Origin of the sequence: Ruegeria sp. HKCCE4148 (assembly GCF_017872495.1) — a bacterium.
Taxonomy (GTDB): domain Bacteria; phylum Pseudomonadota; class Alphaproteobacteria; order Rhodobacterales; family Rhodobacteraceae; genus Ruegeria.
Window position 1 is genome coordinate 67818 of the sequence record NZ_JAEDOS010000011.1, and the last position, 18404, is coordinate 86221.

The 18404-nt window shown below is 56.7% G+C and carries 14 protein-coding genes; 5 read left to right on the plus strand and 9 right to left on the minus strand.

The window, feature by feature from the left end; all coding sequences use genetic code 11:
- Positions 1–5 precede the first annotated feature (5 nt).
- Genes I9187_RS19595 through I9187_RS19610 form a run of 4 tightly spaced genes read right to left on the minus strand, consistent with a single transcriptional unit; the run spans position 6 to position 3860 of the window.
- The gene (locus I9187_RS19595) at positions 6–680 is read right to left on the minus strand and encodes a polysaccharide deacetylase family protein (protein WP_209509859.1); all 675 of its coding nucleotides are present in this window, start codon (positions 678–680) and stop codon (positions 6–8) included.
- On the minus strand, positions 677–1702 hold the full coding sequence (locus tag I9187_RS19600; RefSeq protein ID WP_209509858.1) for a GNAT family N-acetyltransferase: 1026 nt from the start codon (positions 1700–1702) through the stop codon (positions 677–679). The genes I9187_RS19595 and I9187_RS19600 overlap by 4 nt, the downstream gene beginning before the upstream one ends.
- Positions 1699–2907, minus strand: coding sequence for a GNAT family N-acetyltransferase (locus I9187_RS19605; RefSeq protein ID WP_245223320.1), 1209 nt, complete (start codon positions 2905–2907; stop codon positions 1699–1701). The genes I9187_RS19600 and I9187_RS19605 overlap by 4 nt, the downstream gene beginning before the upstream one ends.
- Positions 2907–3860 (minus strand): glycosyltransferase family 2 protein, encoded by a 954-nt coding sequence (locus I9187_RS19610; RefSeq protein WP_209509856.1) that lies wholly within the window; start codon positions 3858–3860, stop codon positions 2907–2909. The genes I9187_RS19605 and I9187_RS19610 overlap by 1 nt, the downstream gene beginning before the upstream one ends.
- A 165-nt stretch (positions 3861–4025) precedes the next feature.
- On the opposite strand from I9187_RS19610, the gene I9187_RS19615 reads away from it, so the two are divergent.
- Genes I9187_RS19615 through I9187_RS19625 form a run of 3 tightly spaced genes read left to right on the plus strand, consistent with a single transcriptional unit; the run spans position 4026 to position 7289 of the window.
- Entirely contained in the window at positions 4026–5138 is a 1113-nt protein-coding gene (locus tag I9187_RS19615; protein WP_209509855.1) for a GNAT family N-acetyltransferase, read from the plus strand.
- 12 nt (positions 5139–5150) lie between these two features.
- Positions 5151–6116 carry a sulfotransferase gene (locus tag I9187_RS19620; protein ID WP_209509854.1) on the plus strand — a complete coding sequence of 322 codons (966 nt, stop codon included), beginning with the start codon at positions 5151–5153 and terminating at the stop codon, positions 6114–6116.
- An 18-nt stretch (positions 6117–6134) separates the two neighbouring features.
- On the plus strand, positions 6135–7289 hold the full coding sequence (locus I9187_RS19625) for a DegT/DnrJ/EryC1/StrS family aminotransferase (RefSeq protein ID WP_209509853.1): 1155 nt from the start codon (positions 6135–6137) through the stop codon (positions 7287–7289).
- 5 nt (positions 7290–7294) lie between these two features.
- On the opposite strand, the gene I9187_RS19630 is transcribed toward I9187_RS19625, so the two are convergent.
- On the minus strand, positions 7295–8734 hold the full coding sequence (locus I9187_RS19630) for an oligosaccharide flippase family protein (protein WP_209509852.1): 1440 nt from the start codon (positions 8732–8734) through the stop codon (positions 7295–7297).
- 438 nt (positions 8735–9172) lie between these two features.
- Here I9187_RS19630 and I9187_RS19635 point away from each other — a divergent pair, with 438 nt between their 5' ends.
- Positions 9173–10435, plus strand: a complete 1263-nt coding sequence (locus I9187_RS19635) for a nucleotide sugar dehydrogenase (RefSeq protein ID WP_209509851.1) — start codon at positions 9173–9175, stop codon at positions 10433–10435.
- Positions 10428–11678 (plus strand): glycosyltransferase family 4 protein, encoded by a 1251-nt coding sequence (locus I9187_RS19640; protein WP_209509850.1) that lies wholly within the window; start codon positions 10428–10430, stop codon positions 11676–11678. The genes I9187_RS19635 and I9187_RS19640 overlap by 8 nt, the downstream gene beginning before the upstream one ends.
- Before the next feature lie 250 nt (positions 11679–11928).
- On the opposite strand, the gene xrtD is transcribed toward I9187_RS19640, so the two are convergent.
- From xrtD to I9187_RS22225, 4 genes are all read right to left on the minus strand, one after another.
- Complete coding sequence (gene xrtD, locus I9187_RS19645; protein WP_209509849.1) at positions 11929–13548, minus strand: VPLPA-CTERM-specific exosortase XrtD; 1620 nt, start codon at positions 13546–13548, stop codon at positions 11929–11931.
- 134 nt (positions 13549–13682) lie between these two features.
- The gene (locus I9187_RS19650) at positions 13683–15227 is read right to left on the minus strand and encodes a hypothetical protein (protein ID WP_209509848.1); all 1545 of its coding nucleotides are present in this window, start codon (positions 15225–15227) and stop codon (positions 13683–13685) included.
- A 12-nt stretch (positions 15228–15239) separates the two neighbouring features.
- Positions 15240–15851 (minus strand): polysaccharide biosynthesis/export family protein, encoded by a 612-nt coding sequence (locus I9187_RS19655; protein ID WP_209509847.1) that lies wholly within the window; start codon positions 15849–15851, stop codon positions 15240–15242.
- A 115-nt stretch (positions 15852–15966) separates the two neighbouring features.
- A complete protein-coding gene (locus tag I9187_RS22225) occupies positions 15967–18273 on the minus strand; it encodes a tetratricopeptide repeat protein (RefSeq protein WP_209509846.1) in 2307 nt (768 codons plus the stop codon).
- Positions 18274–18404: the final 131 nt, after the last annotated feature.

Consider the following 18404-nt stretch of genomic DNA (forward strand, 5'->3'; position numbering starts at 1 on the left):
CACCGTCATCCGGTGGTTGTCCAGCGTTTCTGAGCCATCCGCACAGCACGCCGCAGACGGCGCAGGGGTGGCATGCGGTTTGATAATACCAAGCGTATTTCCTCATTGCTCATGTCGCCACGTAGGGAAGTCCGAGGTCGTAGAAAGCTCTTACACCGAAAACTACCGCCGTCACTGGACCATATGGTTGTGTATCCGGCTGCCTTCAACGCACGCAGCACACGCGCGTCATAGAGGCCAAAAGGGATGCCTGCTTCGGTAATCGCATGGCCGCAGATATCCTCAAGCCGGGCGCGCGAGGCGCGTAATTCGTGTTTCAGATCGGCATCACTCAGCGTGGGCCAAGCGGTGTGATCGATGCCATGACTACCGATCGTCATGCCTGTCTCCGAGAGCGTCCGCAGATGGGTCTTGTCCAGAGATCCGGGGTTCCCGATCCGCCCGGTTAGCATAAAAAACCGCGCTCGGAGTCCTAGGCTTTGCAATGCAGGCAGGGCAATGTCATGATCCGACAGATTGCCGTCGTCAAAGGTGATTTCGAAATTCGCGGGGGCCTTGACCACATGAGACAGAACCTGCTCGAACTGTTCGGGCGAGACCCAGAATGGGGCCTCACCGGGATCGAGGGAGCGTCCGGGTTCACCGATGCCGTGGAAGTTGAGACCTGTTTTATGTGTCATCTGCGAGCTTTCATGCGCGTATGAACCGTCTCGGCGGTTCGGATAAGGGACGTGGTAAGGCCCGAGGGTTGAAATTCATAGGGGCCGGGGGCGATGACTTCGCTACCTCCCGTTCGTAATTTGAAACGCGTCACGCTAGGATTGCTATCGACATCAATGCCGCCCAGATCGAACCAGCGCAGCCCATGGGCCTTGCAGTGCAGGATGGCCTGCCACATCAGGTAGTGCCCGGCATTGAGCCGCCGTCCGGCCTCGGACGTGGCTCCGAACAGATAGACGCCATTGGTGCCCGCCTGCCCGATCGTCATGGCCCCCACATCGGCCCCGTCCTGCCGCGCGAACAGAACCTCATGGCTGAAATCCGGGCCGTTCAGCGGATAGTAGAATTCGGGCGGGATGTCCGGGCTGAACCCCTTGGCGGCCTGTACCTGTTGATAGAGGCTGTGAAACCGGTCCGCGCAGGCCGCAATCGACCGGATTTCAAGCTCCATTCCCGATTTCAAGGCGTTGCGCAGAGGGTTGCGCCATTTGCCGTGTAGGGTGCGCATCAGGGCGTCTTCATCCTGTTCGCAATCGATAATGACTGTCCGGTAAGGCGCGGAGCGGTCCGTTGAGGCAAAACCGGCCTCGGTCGCTATACGGTCTACCGCAGACACATCACGCAGGGTCGAGGCAGGCAGCCGCAGCCGCAGGATATGGCCGCTTTTCTGCGCATATGCGCGCAGGGCGGCGAATACAGCCTTTAGGTCTTCTGCCCCGCAGCCGCGCTGCAACAGAGGCCCTGCCGCGATCCAGACGATACCGCGCCCCAGGCCCGGCACCGGCTTGAGGCGCAGGCAGGCGGCGGCGACAGGTTGGCCGGTCTGATCCAACAGGGTGACGAATTGCGCCTTGGCTCCGATCCGCTGCGCTGCGGCCTGCGCGTAAGACAGGGTCTGTTCATAGGTCAGGTCGTGGAAACCGGCACTGATCTGGGGCCAGTCTGAGGCGGTGACGGTCTGCAGGGTCAAAGGGTCGGTCATAGCCGCGTCCGTATCCAACTGGTCCAGAGTCTGCCGGGCCTCAGCCCCAGCCGGGGCCGGAACTTCAGGAACCAGGCACGGTAGTAAAACAGGTGCAGCGCATCTGCCCACCATAGCAAAACCCGCGCCCGCAGCCGCGCTTTGGGCCGGTCAGAAGCCAGCACGATGTTATGGATCGGGATCAGTTCACCGCCGTAACTCAGCTTGTATTCGTATTCTCCCGCACCGGCTTCGACCAGTTTAATACCCTCCCCGATCAGCCCTTCCACCCGTTCGACCAGCCCGACGCGGCCCAGCCCGATTTTTGCAAATTCAGGGTCGATTTCGCGCGCATTCAGCCACCAATAGGCCTTGTTGCCCAGCGTATAGCGGAGTTGGCTCGACAACAGCCTATCGCCCTGCCATTGCTCATCGATCATGGCCTGCCCCTTGGGGGCCAGCCGGTGCAGCAGGCCACGGTAGAATGCGGCAGCGAAACGCCAGTCCGAGAAATGCCCACCCTTTCCTGCGGCCTGCCATTGCTTTGTGTGCAGCGTGATGAACCTGTCCATCATCGGATCGACCATATCCGGGGTCGAACTGATATTCCTGAGTGGTGTGGTTTCAGTTAGGCGCTTGATATCCCGCCTTACCTCGCGCCTGCGGCTTTTCGACAGCGCTTTCATGAAGCCGTCAAAGCTGTCGGGCAGGTCCATCAAGGTGTGCCCGCGCGGGCTGTCGTCGCGCAGTATGGACAGCCCTTCGGCGGCGCGGAGGCTGTCCAGCTGTGCCGCCCGCTCTGATAACGGCGAAAGGCTGATGGCGGCACAGTTCAGCTGATGTGTCAGATGATCGAAAACGGACCGCAGGACGGTCTGCTCGTGACCGGCGGCAATGGGCAGGGCCATGACCGCGAAATTGGTGTCGACACCCGCCAGCCGGGCGACACGCACCGTAACCGGGCCAGCCCAGATCGTTTCGATGCAAAAGGGTAGTGCCCCGACCAGCTCTGCCCCGTCCCGGATCAGAAAGCAGACCGGACGGCGGCTGGCAGCAAAGGTCTTGCCATAGTGATCCCACCAGACGGCCTGCCAGTCACTTAGGAAATAGATATCGGCCCCGGTCGCAGCGATCAGATCATCCCATTCCGCCTTGGCGGCGAGCGTCTGGGCCGGTGCTTCGACGCACTCAATCGGGCATCCGGCCTGGGTTGAAACCGCATCCATCACGTGGCCGGTTCCTGACCGAAAAGGTGATACCGGATGGCAGCCCCCGACAGCCGCAGGCGGGCGGCGCGCTCCGGCGTTCTGCGTAGCAGGTTCATCAGCCCGAAAGCGACTCCGCGCAGCAGCGCGCTGGTCACAAAGATCGCGCGCGTGGCTAATTCCCCGTTGCGGCCATAATGCTTTCTGGCATAGATCGTCTTGCTTTTCTGTTTTTGTACATACATGCGCGACTTGATCTGAGCGGTGCTTTTGGACCCGCCCTCAAGGTGCAGAATCCGGGCTTCGGGGGCGAAGACGCAGCGCCATCCGGCTTTGCGGATGCGGCGGCACCAATCGGCCTCTTCGGAGTAGATGAAGAACGCGTCGTCCAGCAGGCCTACCTTTTCGAACACGGGACGCGGCACCATCATGAACATTCCGGACACCACATCCACATCGCGTTGTGTCATCCGGTCCCAGCCGCCGTATTCAGGCCAGGAGAACAGTCGCCTCAGCCCAAACTCGATCACCGCCAGGCTCAGCGGTCCCGGATCGGCAAAGCAGGTCAGCTGGATTGTTTCGGGGTCTTCGAAAACCTGACATCCGACACATCCAACATCCGGATGTGCATCAAGCCACTCGCTCATGACGTCGATCGCGCGATCCAGAATGATCGTATCGGGGTTGAGCAGCAGTAGCTTGTCGCCGGTCGCGATTTCCAGCCCTTGATTGTTGGCTGCGGCAAAGCCGTGGTTGTCGATATTAGCGATTAACTTCACATCGGGAAAACTGTTGCGGATCATGTCTTGCGATCCGTCTGTCGATGCGTTGTCTACTACGATCACTTCATGTGGCCGGGTGGTTTGATTTTTTATTGATTTGAGACAATCATGCAAAATAGCCCTAGTATTCCAGCTTACGATAACAATCGAAATGGCACATCCTGACTGCACTGGATCGCGATTTGAATACATGGCAGCGTTAATCCTGCTAAACGAGTTACAAATGAACGACTATTGGGCAACTGCATCATGATTTTGGGTTTGAAGCCATAGTCGCCGCAAATAATATTCCGGGTATTGATGTAATACTGCATATCGGGCGGGTTTCCTGCCAGCGCATAAAGAAAGTAATGGTGGATGGATATTGATTGCCTAGACGCTCTGACCGATGTGCAGATGTCAGAGTGGCGCGATTTTCTCGCCCAAGCCCGCCATCAGCACCCCCGCCAAGATCCCCGTTTTGCCGAGGTGGAACGGGCAATGGGCCATCCGGTGATGTTTGCCACCGGACGGCGGGACGGCAGGCTGTGTGCGGTGGGGATTTTTGTGCTGCAGCCCAACCGGCTGGTGCTCGGGCGTATGGCTGTGGCCTCGGCGCTGAGCGGGCCGGTCTGTGACAGCGCATCGGATATGATCGCCTTCCTGCAGGGGCTGGCTGGGCAGGACCATCTGGCCAAGGTCGATGCGCTGCGGATCACGCCCTATTGGCTGGAACAGGAAGCAGACGATCTGGCCGCTGCGCTGGCGCAGGCAGGGTTCCGGATCAGCGATCCCAAACCGCATCGTGACACCGGTATGATCGACCTGACCCTGACCGAGGACGACCTGCGCGCCTCATTCTCGCGCAGCGCTCGGCGCAAGGTGAGGCTGGTCGATAAATCCGATATCGAGATCCGCACCGCCACCCGGTTCGAAGAGGCTGAGACCTTTTTTGAACGGCTAAATACGCTGGTGATCGCACGCCACAATCTGACTCCGATTCCACGGGCCGAATATGAGGCCGGGTTTCGCCATGTCTTCAACGATCCGTCCATTGGCGTGGTCTTCAACGCCTATCACGGGGATGTCTTTCTGGGCGGGCTTCTGCTGTATCGCAGCGGCACCACCGCGCATGCCCGCCGCTATGTCGCCGACCCCGAGGCCGCGCGGGACGTGGGCAATCTGCGGGTTGCGCCCGCCCTGTGGCTTGAGGGCATGTTCTGGGCCAAACGCGCAGGCTGTACCCGGTTCGATGTCGAAGGCTTCCTACCGGTGGAAGACAAGAGCCATCCGAATTTCAACGTCTATGAATACAAGCGCGAATTCAAACCGACCCATGTCCGGCGCATCGCGGAACATACGCTGGTTCTGAATGCGGCCAGTCATTCGGCAAATGCCCTGCCGGGGCAGGTTAAGAACGAGTTGAAGCGCCTGTTTCCGCAATTGCGCCAGCTCAGCCCGAAGCGGCTGCTGTCGGCGCGCAGACGCTGAGGGGGGCGGGATATGAGTCAGGAACCGCTTGTCTCTTACAGCAGTTGGCGTGCCAAATATCTGAACCTGATCGTCTCGTGCCTGTTGTCGCCGTTGGAGTTTGTTCTGGAACAGCGGGCCCGGTCCGATGATCAGCCGATCTGTTTCATCGTCGGGCCGCCCCGGTCGGGGTCGACGCTGCTGTATGAGCTGATGGTGACCCGGTTTCAGTGCGGGTATTTCTCGAACCTGGCCAAGCGGCTGTTCCGCGTGCCGGTTGCCGCAACCTGGCTGTGCCGCAAGGTGATGCGGGATCGGCAGGGGTCGTTCGACAGTGTCTATGGTGAGCTTGAGGGCAACGCCGCCCCCAGCGAGGCCGGGCGGGTCTGGGCGCATTGGATGCCTTATGCCGCCCCCTATCTGCTGGATAAACCCGGGCTGACACCGGCCCGGATGCGCCGCAAACTGGCAGCCATCGGCCGGATCGCGGGCAGGCCCATGATCGTCAAGAACATGATCCTGCAATCGGATTTCCCTTTGCTGCTGAAAACCTTTCCGAACGCGGTGTTCATCTACATAGATCGGGATTGGGCGGATAACGCACACTCACTTGTGCGGGCGCGGCAGGACAAGGCGTCGATGGATGCCTCGGGTTGGTGGTCGCTGCGCCCGACCGGGTGGCAGGCCTATGCCGATGCCGATCCGGTCACACAATCCTGCGCGCAGGTTGTGCTGAGCCATCGTGATCTGGTGGCAGGCTTCAATACGCTGGATCATCCGGATCGGGTCCTGAAAATCAGCTATGAAGCCTTGTGTACCGAGCCCGAGCGCGCCCTCTCGGACATGGAGGCCTTCTTCGTGCAGAACGGCCTGGATGTCATGCGCAAACCGGCCCCGCAGCCCCTGCCCGGCATCACCATCCGCCGGCAGCCCGAGGATGAAACCCGGTCGCAGATCATGGCCCGTCTGGATAAGATCAAAGCGGACGCGGCGGCGTGATCGGGAAAGAGAACACATATGGCGCATAATACGGCCCCTTTGAATTGCAGTGACCCGTCGATGCGGTTTGCGCGGCTGTTTCAGCGCGACCCCGATGGCGGGTTCACGCGGCTGTTCGAAGGCCGTCAGGTGCATTGGAGCTTTAACACCCGGGTCGCCATCCGCGCGGGGTGTGATCTGCTGGGCCTGCGCCCCGGGGATGAGGTGCTGGTGCCTGCCTATAATTGCGGCTCAGAGGTTGATCCGCTGATCCATGCCGGGCTGTCGGTACGCCTGTATCCGGTTGCGCAGGATTTGCGCATTGATCCGGTCCGGGTTGAGCCTTTGATCACCGACCGGACACGGGCGATCTATGTCACGCATTACTTCGGGATCATCCAGCCGGAACTGACAGCGATCCGGGCGCTTTGCGACAGGCGTGGATTGCGGATGATCGAAGATTGCGCGCTGAGCCTGCTTAGCGGCGCAGCCCCCGCCGAAGGCCGTGCGGGCGATGTGTCGGTCTTCTGTTTCTATAAATTCGTCCCGGTGCTGGAAGGGGGCGCTCTGGTCGTGAATGCCCCTGATCTGGGCACGGCCTCTCCGTTTTCACGCCCGGCCCCGGGAAAGATCGTCGCAAAGACATTGGTGCGGTCTGCTTTGGTCAATGTGTTGGGGGCGGACCGGGCGCAAAGCCTGAAGCGCGCTTTGCGCAACGGGGCGGACACGGCGAAACCAGCTGATCTGCCCTCGGATGAAATGGATGACATCCCGTGGCACTATTATTTCAACCCAGGCCTGCAAAACCGCCGGATCAGTGCCTTTGCCTTGCGGCCGCTTCGGTCGTTTTCGGTGGCGGATATCATTGCCACCCGGCAGGCCAATTGGCACCATTATCGCGAAGTTCTGGACGGGGTGCAGGGTGTTACGCTGCTGAAATCGGATCTTGAGCTGGGGACCTGCCCGCTGAACATGCCGCTTCTAGTGGCGGATCGGGACCGGGTCGCCCGCGATCTGCAGGCGCGCGGCATCGGTGCCACGCCTTGGTGGGCGGGGTTCAACCGCAATCTGGACTGGACCGGTCAGGACGAGGCGATGGCGCTGAAAAACAACGTGCTGTCCCTGCCGCTGCACCAGTTTCTCGGTTCTGCGCATCTTGAGCATATTGTCACCCAACTTCGGCAGGTTTTGTAGAGATCTTACGCTCTTTGACGGCGGAGGTGGCCACGTAAACGCGCCAGGAGGGAAAATACAAGTGTTTCGAACCCTTCCGGTCGACCAGCCATAGCCCACAGGGCGATATGGACTGCCGGATAGACAATCATGCCAACAGCGATTTTAGTCAGCACGATAACCAGGGTGCGGGGCACATGAACTCCAGAGTGCAAGGCGAAGTCAGTGGCTATAACCGCCCCGGTCATAGCAGCGCAAGATAGAAAGCTGCGCCAGCCAACAGTTAATGGCTCAAAGAAACCACCGTCTCCAAATCGTTTGGCTATGATCAGCGTTGCAAACAATGCGGCCAGATTAGCCACCCCCGCAGCGATTAGGGCACCGTTAAATCCATATTGCACGCCGACCCACATCACGGCGCAGACGACCACCAGAAGAATCGTGTTTCTATAGAAAAGTAGAGGTGTAGATCCTTCGATATAAACGGCTGAACGAACATTGGCCTGCAGAGCGTTTAACGCGTACAGGGGCGCAAGAACCCAAACAACCTGAGCCGCTGCGATCCATTTGAAGCCGAGACCAATCCGAATTACGTCCTGAGAGACCAGTGCAAAGCCGACACTGACCGGCAACAAAATAGCTAGGAACCCGGCGTTGATTTTCCGGAAACCTTCTTTGCTCTGATTGGTTTTTCGGGAGAGATCAGCAAGGCCGGGATAGACTACTCGTAGAATTGGCGTGAAAAGCTGATGGGTAACGACATTGACTAGCCGTGTTCCAATTCGGAACAGGCCGGCGTCGGCCAGCCCCAAGGTGCCGCCGATAATCAGTTGTGGTGCGTTGGCGCTTAAAAACTGTGCAAGCTGCGCCCCGATGGACCATGATGAAAACGACAGGCTCTCACGCCATTGAGACAAGGACAGCCTGGGAAGCATGGGGGCAATGGAAAAGGTCCAAACCCCACGTATCGCCTGGCCAGCAAAGGTTGCTACAACGATGGCCCAGTAATCTCTCCAGTACCAAGACAAGATGATGGCAAGCATAGCGTAGACGATACGGCTAAAGGTTTCCTCCCCGGCGGCATAACCAAAACGCAAGCCACGCTCAAATAGCAGAAAACGTGGGCTTTTTATGGCAATGACCAGTGACATGGCCGAAAGTACAGGCATTAATTCTGAAAGAGCTGGAATCCCCATCAAATCGACTAGAGGGCGCGCTGCCCAAAAAACAATGGCCGCGATGATTCCGAAGATGATCTGGAACGAGAATACTGTGTCCAAGTGTTCAAACGTCACATTTTCAAGCCGAATGAGAACCATTCCGATCTGGCGTTGGAACATTTCCAGCAAAGCTGTAGCGATTAGAAAATATGCGATGATACCAAAATCTTCAGGCGTTAGTAGGCGCGCTGTAACAGCAAGTGTAACAAACCCCAAACCTTGACGAAACAGACCAGACGCCAGCAACGTGGCTACCCCAACTGCTAGCGCAGAGCGGCGGGAGAGAGCACTGGGGGTTGGGTCAGAACGAGGGACTTGTTGCACGTGCACAAAATTTCCGTTTGTTGGATAAAAACCAAGTTTTCACGTCAATGTTTCCTTCACGGCTTCTGTCAAGCTTGTGCCATGAACCGAAGAATCCTAAATCTGGCCATCTGTCGAACTGACTGATAGTCAAATCAAGAAAGGGTTCTGTATATCGAGTTCTCATTTTTTTTATTCACAGTTAGAAGGTTGCGTAATGTTTTTTAGAACGTCTCCGATGCGTGTCAGAAATTTGCATCACATTTCAAGGTGAATTTTCATCAGTTTCTCAGATTAGACTCTGACTATTCAAGGGTGCCTGATATTTCTTTTTGGCGGCAATAAGAACGGCAGCCGCCAGTCATTAAACGGTAAGGCAGTATGAAGATTGCGATTTTTGGGTTGGGGTATGTGGGGTTCACGGCTTCGTGCTGTCTGACCCGCGAGGGACACGAGGTAATCGGCATCGATGTGAATGCCGACAAGGTGTCCGAAATCAACGCCGGGCAGCCCCCGATCAAGGAACCCAAAGTGGCCGAGCTGCTGACCAAGGCGCTGGCAAAGAACCTGATCCGGGCCACGATTGAAATGCCGGACCTCTCGGATGTGGAGCTGGCCATTGTCTGTGTCGGCACGCCCAGTTCCACAGATGGCTCGCATAACATGAGTTTTGTGGCCGAGGTGACGCGCCAAATTGCTGAAACCGTATCGCCGGACCGGGCGCGGCCTCTGACCGTGGCCTATCGTTCGACCTTCCGGCCGGGCACCGTGCGGCAGCTGATCGAGCCGATCTTTCAAAGCTATCTGGGCGATCAAACGGCGCAGGCGGTTGAGATTGTCTATAACCCCGAATTCCTGCGCGAGGCTTCGGCGGTGGATGATTTCTTCAACCCGCCCAAGATCGTTGTCGGTACGGTCGATGGCAACCGCTCGGCGGTGATGGATGAAATGCACGAAGGGCTGGATGCGCCGGTGTTCTATACCGCCTTTGAAGAGGCCGAGATCACCAAATTCGTCGACAATACCTGGCACGCCACCAAGGTGGCCTTCGCCAATGAGGTCGGCCGCATCTGCCACAGCATGGGCGTATCCGCCAAAACCATGCACGAGATTTTCGTCTCGGATACCAAGCTGAACATCTCAGCCTATTACACCCGTCCGGGGGGCGCGTTCGGGGGCTCGTGCCTGCCCAAGGATGTGCGGGCGCTGCAGCATATCGCGGGCGAGGTTGGGGCGCATACCCATCTGATCGACAGCCTGTTGCAGACCAATCAGGCGCACAAGACCTATCAGGCGCAGGATATCATGGCGCGGTTGCCTGACGGGGGCCGGGTGCTGATGGCGGGGCTGGCCTTCAAGGCCGGAACCGACGATCTGCGCGAAAGCCCCAATGTCGATATCGCCCGGCGCCTGTTACAGGCAGGTTATCAGCTGTCGGTCTATGACCCGGCCATCAAGCCTGCCGATCTGCGCGGACAGAACCTGGGCTATGCCTTTACCCATTTGCCCAATGTGGGCAGCCTGCTGGTGGATCGCGCCACGGCCGAGGCCGGACCCTGGGATCTGGTGGTTGGATCAAACCGGATCGTGAATGACCTGAACCTTGGCGATACAGAGGTGCTAAGAACCTATGAATATGACTAGCCCCGTATCCGCCGTTCAGCCGATCTCGTTCGAAGAGCTGCGCCAGAACCAGCCCCTGAAGGGGTTGAAGGTTCTGATCGTGGTGGAAAACCTGCCCGTGCCCTTCGACCGCCGCGTGTGGATGGAGGCGCGCACGCTGGCCGCCGCAGGCGCGTTGGTCTCGGTCATCTGTCCCACCGGCAAGGGGCACGAGGAGCGTGTCTGGGAAGACGAAGGCATCAAGGTCTATCGCCACCCGCTGCCATTGGATGCCAGCGGCGCGCTGGGGTATCTGTTGGAATATGGCGCGGCGCTGTTCTGGGAAAGCTGGCTGGCACTGAAGATCAAGTTTACCCGCGGTTTTCACGTCATCCATGGCTGCAACCCGCCTGACCTGATCTTTCTGGTGGCGCTGCCCTTCAAGCTGTTTGGCGTGCGCTATCTGTTCGACCACCACGACATCAACCCCGAGCTTTATGAGGCCAAGTTCGATAAGCGCGGCTTTTTCTGGAAGCTGATGAAGACGTTCGAACGGCTGACCTTCGCCTCGGCCCGGGTGTCGATTGCCACCAATGAAAGCTATCGCAAGATCGCCATCGAACGCGGCGGCATGGCGCCCGAGGATGTGTTTATCGTCCGCTCAGGCCCCGATCTCAGCCGGTTGCAGCACCTGCCGCCGAACCCGGACTGGCGCAATGGGCGCAAATATATGGTCGGCTATGTCGGCGTCATGGGCGATCAGGAAGGCATCGATCTGCTGCTGGAATCCGTGGCGCATCTGGTGCAGGTTCAGGGGCGCGACGACATTCAGTTCTGCCTTGTGGGCGGCGGCCCCAGCTTGGACAAGCTGAAGCAGCAATCCGTTGATATGGGCCTGTCGAACTATGTTACTTTCACCGGCCGTGCACCGGATCAGGATCTGTTTGAAATCCTGTCGACCGCCGATGTCTGCGTGAACCCGGACCGGGTGAACGAGATGAATGACAAATCCACCATGAACAAGATCCTGGAATACATGGCGTTCGAAAAACCCATCGTTCAGTTCGACGTGACCGAAGGGCGGTTCTCGGCGCAGGAGGCCTCGCTTTATGTCAAGGCCAATGATCCAGTGGATATGGCCGACAAGATCACCGAACTGCTGGCGGATGACGAGCGCCGCGCTGTCATGGGCCGTTATGGGCGTGCCCGGGTCGAGGCCGAAATGGCCTGGCCCCATCAGGTGCCCGCGCTGATTGCGGCGTATAGGCGGATCTGGAAGGGCTAAGATCCAAAAGTCGCTTGTTGGCACCCTTTCGTTTAGGTGCTCTTATTTAAGTTCAAGCTTTCGACAACTCGACTTTTCCAGTCGAGCTTGGTGATTATGACAGGATAAGGTGGTTGCGTTACAAAGTAATGTGGGCATTGATTGATTGGGTAGGGCTTCCGGCGTCGTTCCTTGTTCGTCTGCCCTTGGACACACCGCAGAATTTGTCGAGTGCAATCAAGGTAAACCTAAAGCCTGATTTTATCTTAAGTCAAAATGGCACGAATTGCGGCAAGCGGTTCAGGCTGGGTTCCATGAACCGCTGCAGCCTTGCATCCGCATCTGCTTCAGTTTCATCGGGTAGGATCGGGGTTACAAAGCGCACCAAGGCCCCATCGGTGCGGCCCATGGTAAAACCGTCCTGAACCACACTCATCTTGGCGCGGAAATCATTGACCATGCGTTTGCCGCGCTGTTCGAACCAGTAATAGACTAGCTGTTTTGACAGCTCTTTCTGGATTACCGCGCGATTTACGGTGAAGCTGCCATAAGGTGTATCGCCCGGATTTATCTCATAAGGCTCGAGGCTGAAGATTTCCCAGCCTCCTACCGGCAGGCAAACCTCGGGCGAATGGATGCCGTCGCCATCGGTCTGCTTGTTGTAGAAGGCCACGAACATGTTCACGAAATCACCCGACCCGCTGTCGATATAGGTGGCGTGGAGATAATCGCTTGCGCCCAACGTGCGTTCGACCTGTGGGTTAAGGCTGGTGGGTGAGCCGGACCAGTCGCCCAACTGGCGCGGATAGAGGACAAAGGGATCGCGCTCGATCGGCTTTACTTCCGAGGCAGGCCGAAAGGTCCAGGCGGTTGAAACCGCAAGTGTCAAAAGGGCCGCGATAGCCAGTGCTACCGACGCACGGATGCTTAAGATACGCAGAGCGATGGGGGCCAACCCCTGGGTGTCCAGATCGATTGTTTCGGCAAAGGGTTGCGGATTCGGGGTCAGACGCTGCAGCCCGATGGCCATCAGGAACAGAATGGCCACGCAGAGCAGGAAGATGATCCAGCCTTCGAAGAAATGCATGAAGCCTTCGGCATGTTCGATGCCGTGATGGTTGACCAGCACACCGATCACACCGATACGGACCGAGTTCATCAGTACTGTCAGAGGCGCGGCTGAAACCAGCAGAACCACCTTGTGCCAGATCGGGCCGCGGTAAAGCAGGGCAAAGAGATACGAGAAGCTGAGGATCGGGAACAGGTAACGCAGGCCTGAACAGGCCTCGGCCACCTGCAGCTTGTAGACGCCCAGATCGATGATGTTGCCTTCGATAAAGACCGAAACACCAGCCATCTGCACGAACCACACGCCCAGCTCGGATGAAATCCATTGCAGGAAGATCGTCAGCTTCCAATAGACGAACTGCGGCAGGGGCAGCATGAACACCAGATGCAGCACGGGCAGCTGATGGTATTTGCCCCGCTGCCAGCCGAATACGGTTAGCATAACGCCGCCCACCCAGATGATCATGGCATAGGTGACGATGTCGGGGATGCGGGCCAGATTGCCCAGAATGGCGATGATCAGGGCCACGGCAATCACCGCCACACCGGGCCAGCGATCGCGCACAACCGGATTGGGTGGCGGCATATCCCGCAATTCGCGCAGGAACAGATACAGCGAAATGATCGGGATCAGCGGACCATGGCTATATTCGGGGGTGCTCCACGCAGCCCCTAGCGACACGATCCCGATCCAAAAGATCGGCATCGAGCCAAGCAGTAACAGGACAAACCAGAACAGCCCGACGGTGTTTATCACCGGCAGGCCGCCTCGGGCCGCTTCAATGATATTGTCGCGGCCGTTTTTCGAATCGAAACGATGCATCACTGCCCATCATGCATAATAAAGTTTTATCTTGAATTACGTGGGTTGCGGATCGCAAGATTTTGAACGGATTCCGGTACAATAGAAGCTCTCTGGTGGCATTTGTTCGGTATTGGAAATCGTCCCAGAGAGGTTCAGGGTTTGAGCGTGAAACGCCGCCCGAGTGTTAGGAAGACTGCGTTTGAAGAGGCCTTAAAGCCATTCTGATCATCCATCTCATATTGGTACCCTATGTTCATCGCCCAGTCTTTTGTGATCGCTCGGGTGTAGGAAGCGTTGAACGTGCCGCGCTGACGTGGGTTAGCGGGGCCAGACCCTTCATTTTCTTGGTCGATGAAGTTGAGGCTGAAAGACAGGCCAGAGAGCGGGTTGATTAGATAGTCATACGTCAGGAAGGCGACTGTTTGGCGAGTTTCCACACTCTGAGTGCTGGTGCCTACCCGGCGTTGAATCGTTGCCCCAATCCGAGAACTGGCCAGCTGGTAGCTGTAGTCAATCTGTCCGATTGGAGTGACTTCGTCAAACGGCCCCCGGGTAAACCCGATATTGTATCCGAATGTTCCGCTAGCTCGTTGGTAACTTCGACCAAAAGTGGCGTTGATTCTGGCGCCGTTGACGCCGAAGGTCTGGTCAAACTGAACATCTGCGGTCCCATCCGGCAGAGTTTTGTTCCAAGAAAAGCGCCAAACGTAGTCTTCTGTTATATTATTTGTATTGGTCGCGCGTTGTGTGTCATCGACTTGGCTGTAGCCAACGTTTGCGCTGAATGTCGTAATGGAAGACACGTTATATGTCCCGCCGACCGATACGACCGTCGTTTTCCGGTCAGTTAGCGCAGTGTCATCAGCTACGAATTCTCTGTAGTTAACGTTCACGTTCCCCTGAAAAACCGGAGAAATCTGCATTAATACTGTTGCGTTGTAATCATCGGCCCTGTTGTCGAACAAGTTAGGATCGATTGTGTTCGTATAACTGCGTTCGCGGTGATTGTAGACGAACCGGAAACCCAAGGGGTCGTTCAGACCTGTTTGCCAGTCCAGATTTCCGCGGGTATTTACCTGATCGCCTATGGTGCCGATTACGTCGGAGGCGTCGATGATGCCATCTAGGTTGGTGTCGGTCAGTGATCGGTTAAAAGCAAGATCTCTCTCGCGATATTCTGCAAGCAAGCTCAATTGGCTGTTGGCGCGGGTTCGTTGATAGGTCAACCGTGAAAACGGATCTGAAAAGTCGGCCTCTGTCCCGATAATCGGTTCATTGGCTATTCGGTACAGCCCAGATAGATCGAATGTCAGTGTCGAATCTGGCGTCTGGTTCACAATCCCCAAAGCCAGCGTATTTTCCCACCAGGTGGTGGAGCCAAGCGACGGGTCAGTCAGGCGCAGGTTATCATCATGCCTGAGTGAGGAAAGGAAATCCAATGTAACGCTTAGCCCGGTTCCAGTACCAATTTGCTGACCGGTCTGGCCGACCCGTCGGGCGGGGTTTCGTTGGGCTTGTTGCGAAATGAGTTGTTGGCTGGGTGTTTGCGTGACACGAGAAGACGGAACTGCCGTCTGCTGCGCAGTAGTTTGTTGGCTGGACGTCAGTACTTGCTGTCCGGATGCCGGCGTTAGCGAAACTATAAAAGCAAGCCCGCCGCCTAATGCGGTGGACAGCCTGAATTTGGATTTCCCCACCTGTATCAGCCCCTATTCAAACAAGCGGCGCGATGGCACTACAACGACGTCTCCAGTCTTCAGCACTGTATTGCCCTGGATTCCACCTCCCGATCCATTGTAGTTATAGATATATTTATTCACCACGCCTGTTTTACTGTCAGCTCTGCGCAATTCGATGCGCTTGCGAGCCGCGAAATTGGTCAGGCCTCCGGCCTGAGCCAAAATCTGAAGAATGGTAGTACCTTCGGTCGCCAAAAACTTTCCAGGTATGTTGACCTCTCCCATTATAAAGATGTCAATCGACGGTCCCGTCACACCAGCCGTACCTGGAATCAGTGATGGCGCAAGTGACGCGATAGAGATAAAAACAGTTGGTGGCGCATTGAAGTTGGACGCCAACGCCGACGACAGAGATGAACTTAGCCCCGTGGTGGATTGGCCAGCGGCCCTGAGCGATCCGGCAAGAGGGAAGTTGATGGAACCATCCGGCAGGACCAAAACAGTGCGGTTGAGGGTGGGATCTTCCAGAACCTCTACCTGAAGCGCGTCGCCCGGTTGAATTTGGTAATTTTGGGCCCACGCACTGGTTGAGACCACCAAGGAAATCACAAGAGTGATAAACGTTCCGATTACCGTCCGCATATTCAAATCTCTCACTTTTTTTTGTTTATGCCGGTTTCTAATGTGTGAAACAATTGCTCATGTTTCCGGAGCCCGCGAGATGCGGCAGAAATGCAGCGGAATCCGCGTCGGGATGTTACTGTCCCGGGTTTTCTGCGACACTGACCCTTTCAATTTCAGTTTCTAGTGAAGGTGAAACTTCAAGTGGAATACCCGTTGCTTGCGCCGCCCTGTACGCACGTAAAGCGTCCTCCCGCCTGTCAACGGCGGCATAGGCCTTGCCAAGATGATAAAGAACCTGTGGGTGATCAGGTATCGCCTGCGCTGCGGATTCAAGATACATCACCGCCTTTTCATAATTTCCCAACCGATAGGCGATCCAGCCGTAGGTGTCCTGAAATGCGGGGTTGCGAGTCCCTTGGAGGCGTCGCGCTATGACATAGGCGCGCTGAAGGCTTGCCTCATCGCTGCGATGCGTTGTCAGCAGGCTTGCTAAGTTATTGGCGACGACCAGAGAGCGGTTGCTTAGCGGATAAAGCTTTTCATAGACCGCAATAGCTTGGTCCAGATCCCCGGCGCGTTCGTAATCTGTGGCCTGCAGCATTAGGAGATCGGGGCTTTCGGGTAACGTAGCCAGTGCCTCATCCAAGATGTCGCGCGCCTTTTCCGGCTCGTTCTGTCCGTTCGCAAGCATGTGCAGCGACAGCCACGCCCGCGTAGTGGACGGCGCATCATCAAGGATCTCGCGATAGAGTTGTTCGGCTTCATCAATTTTATTTTGATTTGCCAAAGCGTTGGCCTTGATCAATCGTACCTGCAGAGAGTCGGGGTTTCTTGCAAGTAGTTCATCAAGACGAGCGAACGCGGCGTTGGTTTGTCCCAGTGTCAACATCGTACGAACAAGCGCGATATCGGCTGGCAGGCCGAATTCGGGATCATTTGCCAGTTCGTCTAATAGGGCCTTAAGATCGCCGATCCGATCCTGAGCTGCGAGCATTTGCGCCTTTAGTTCATTGGCCAAACGCCGGGCTTCGGGGGTGTTCAACTTGCGAATTGACTGCTGTACGACGTCCATGCGATCCCAATCCTGAATGTTCAGGTAAACCTCGCCCAGCAAGAACAGAAGATCGGGCTCTTCCGGGGCTTGGCGGAGCGCATCAAGTAGAACGCGTTCCGCGATTTCCGCATCGCCGTCGATAATCAGGAACCGGGCATACTGCAGTGTCTCCTTCGGCGCGTTCTGGGATAATTCTGTCGCCAGTGCTAGCATTTCACCCATAAGCTGCCGGTCTCCATTGCGCTCATGGGCTTGGGCCATCAGGGTCATCAGTTGTGGATCGCGCGGTGCCTGACCAAGTGCTTCGCGTAAATAAAGGATGGCATCGCCGGTATTATCTTCTTCGATCAGCCAGGAGGCTTTGAATTTAATAGCATCCACTTGGGTGGAATCTTCTGCGAGGATCTTTTCAATCAGGGCGCGCGCCTCGTCAGATTCGCCCGCCTGAAACAGGATTCTGGCAAACTCGACTTCATTCTCACGGGTTTGGGTGGTTCTTTCGGCGTTTTTAAGTAACTCTCGCATCTCAGCGATCGCGGCGTCTTTGTCACCAGAGCGGGATTTCAGAGCTGCTAGTGTTGTCCGAAACCGGGAAATGTTGGGCCCGCCCTGTGCGATGATTGTGTCCATTTCGGCAATTGCCGCTGTAGTGCTGCGATGCTCGTCCAGAAACGCGATCAGCCTCTGGGCTGGCATATGATCTTCGTCCTGCACATTGACCTTAGCACGCAACATCTGTTCGGCTGCGTCTAGATTGTTCTCATCTATATAATGCTGCACAAGCATCTGTTCGATGCCTTCATCGTCTGGAAATATCACGGCCATCTGTTTGAGCAGCGCCTCAATTTCGGTAGATTTCTCTAGCTCTTGTAGAGCACGAAGCCGAATTCCGTAAAGGTTTCCCTGGTCTGGAGCTATGGACAGAGCAGCCTCTGTTTCTTCAAGCACGCCCGCCCAGTCTTGATCCCGGATTAGGTGATCAATCACGACTTGCCGCGCAGTAATCAGTGCTGGATCGGCCCTAACCATCTTGCGGGCTGTATCAACGGTGAAGTCCACGCCGACAGTGTCGCCGTTTCTGACCGCATCGGTATAGGCCAGCGTATTATTAATGGATTTGATGCCAACGTCGTCTGGCGCCAACTCGGCGGCCACTGCGCCGAAACGCCGGACATCTTCCCAATTGCCCAATGCGAGAGCCATTTCGGCAAGGCTACGCTGCCCTTCAAGGTTATCCGGATACTGTTCCACCAACCGCAGATATTGGCCGTAGGCGGCGGATACATTGCCCCTTTCTCGCTGCACTCGTGCAAAGGTTAGCCGGGCTTCTTTATGCTGACCATTCAGCTTAAAGACATTTTTAAATTCAATCAGCGCGCGTTCCACGTCACCTGCTTCCAGATGCGCCAAACCAGCTTGGAAATGCGCCTCTGCCCGTTCTTCTGCCGTGTCGCATGCGCTTAGAAACAAGGTTAGGGCAAGGCAGGTCACTGCTAGTTTTTTGCCGATTGGGGTTC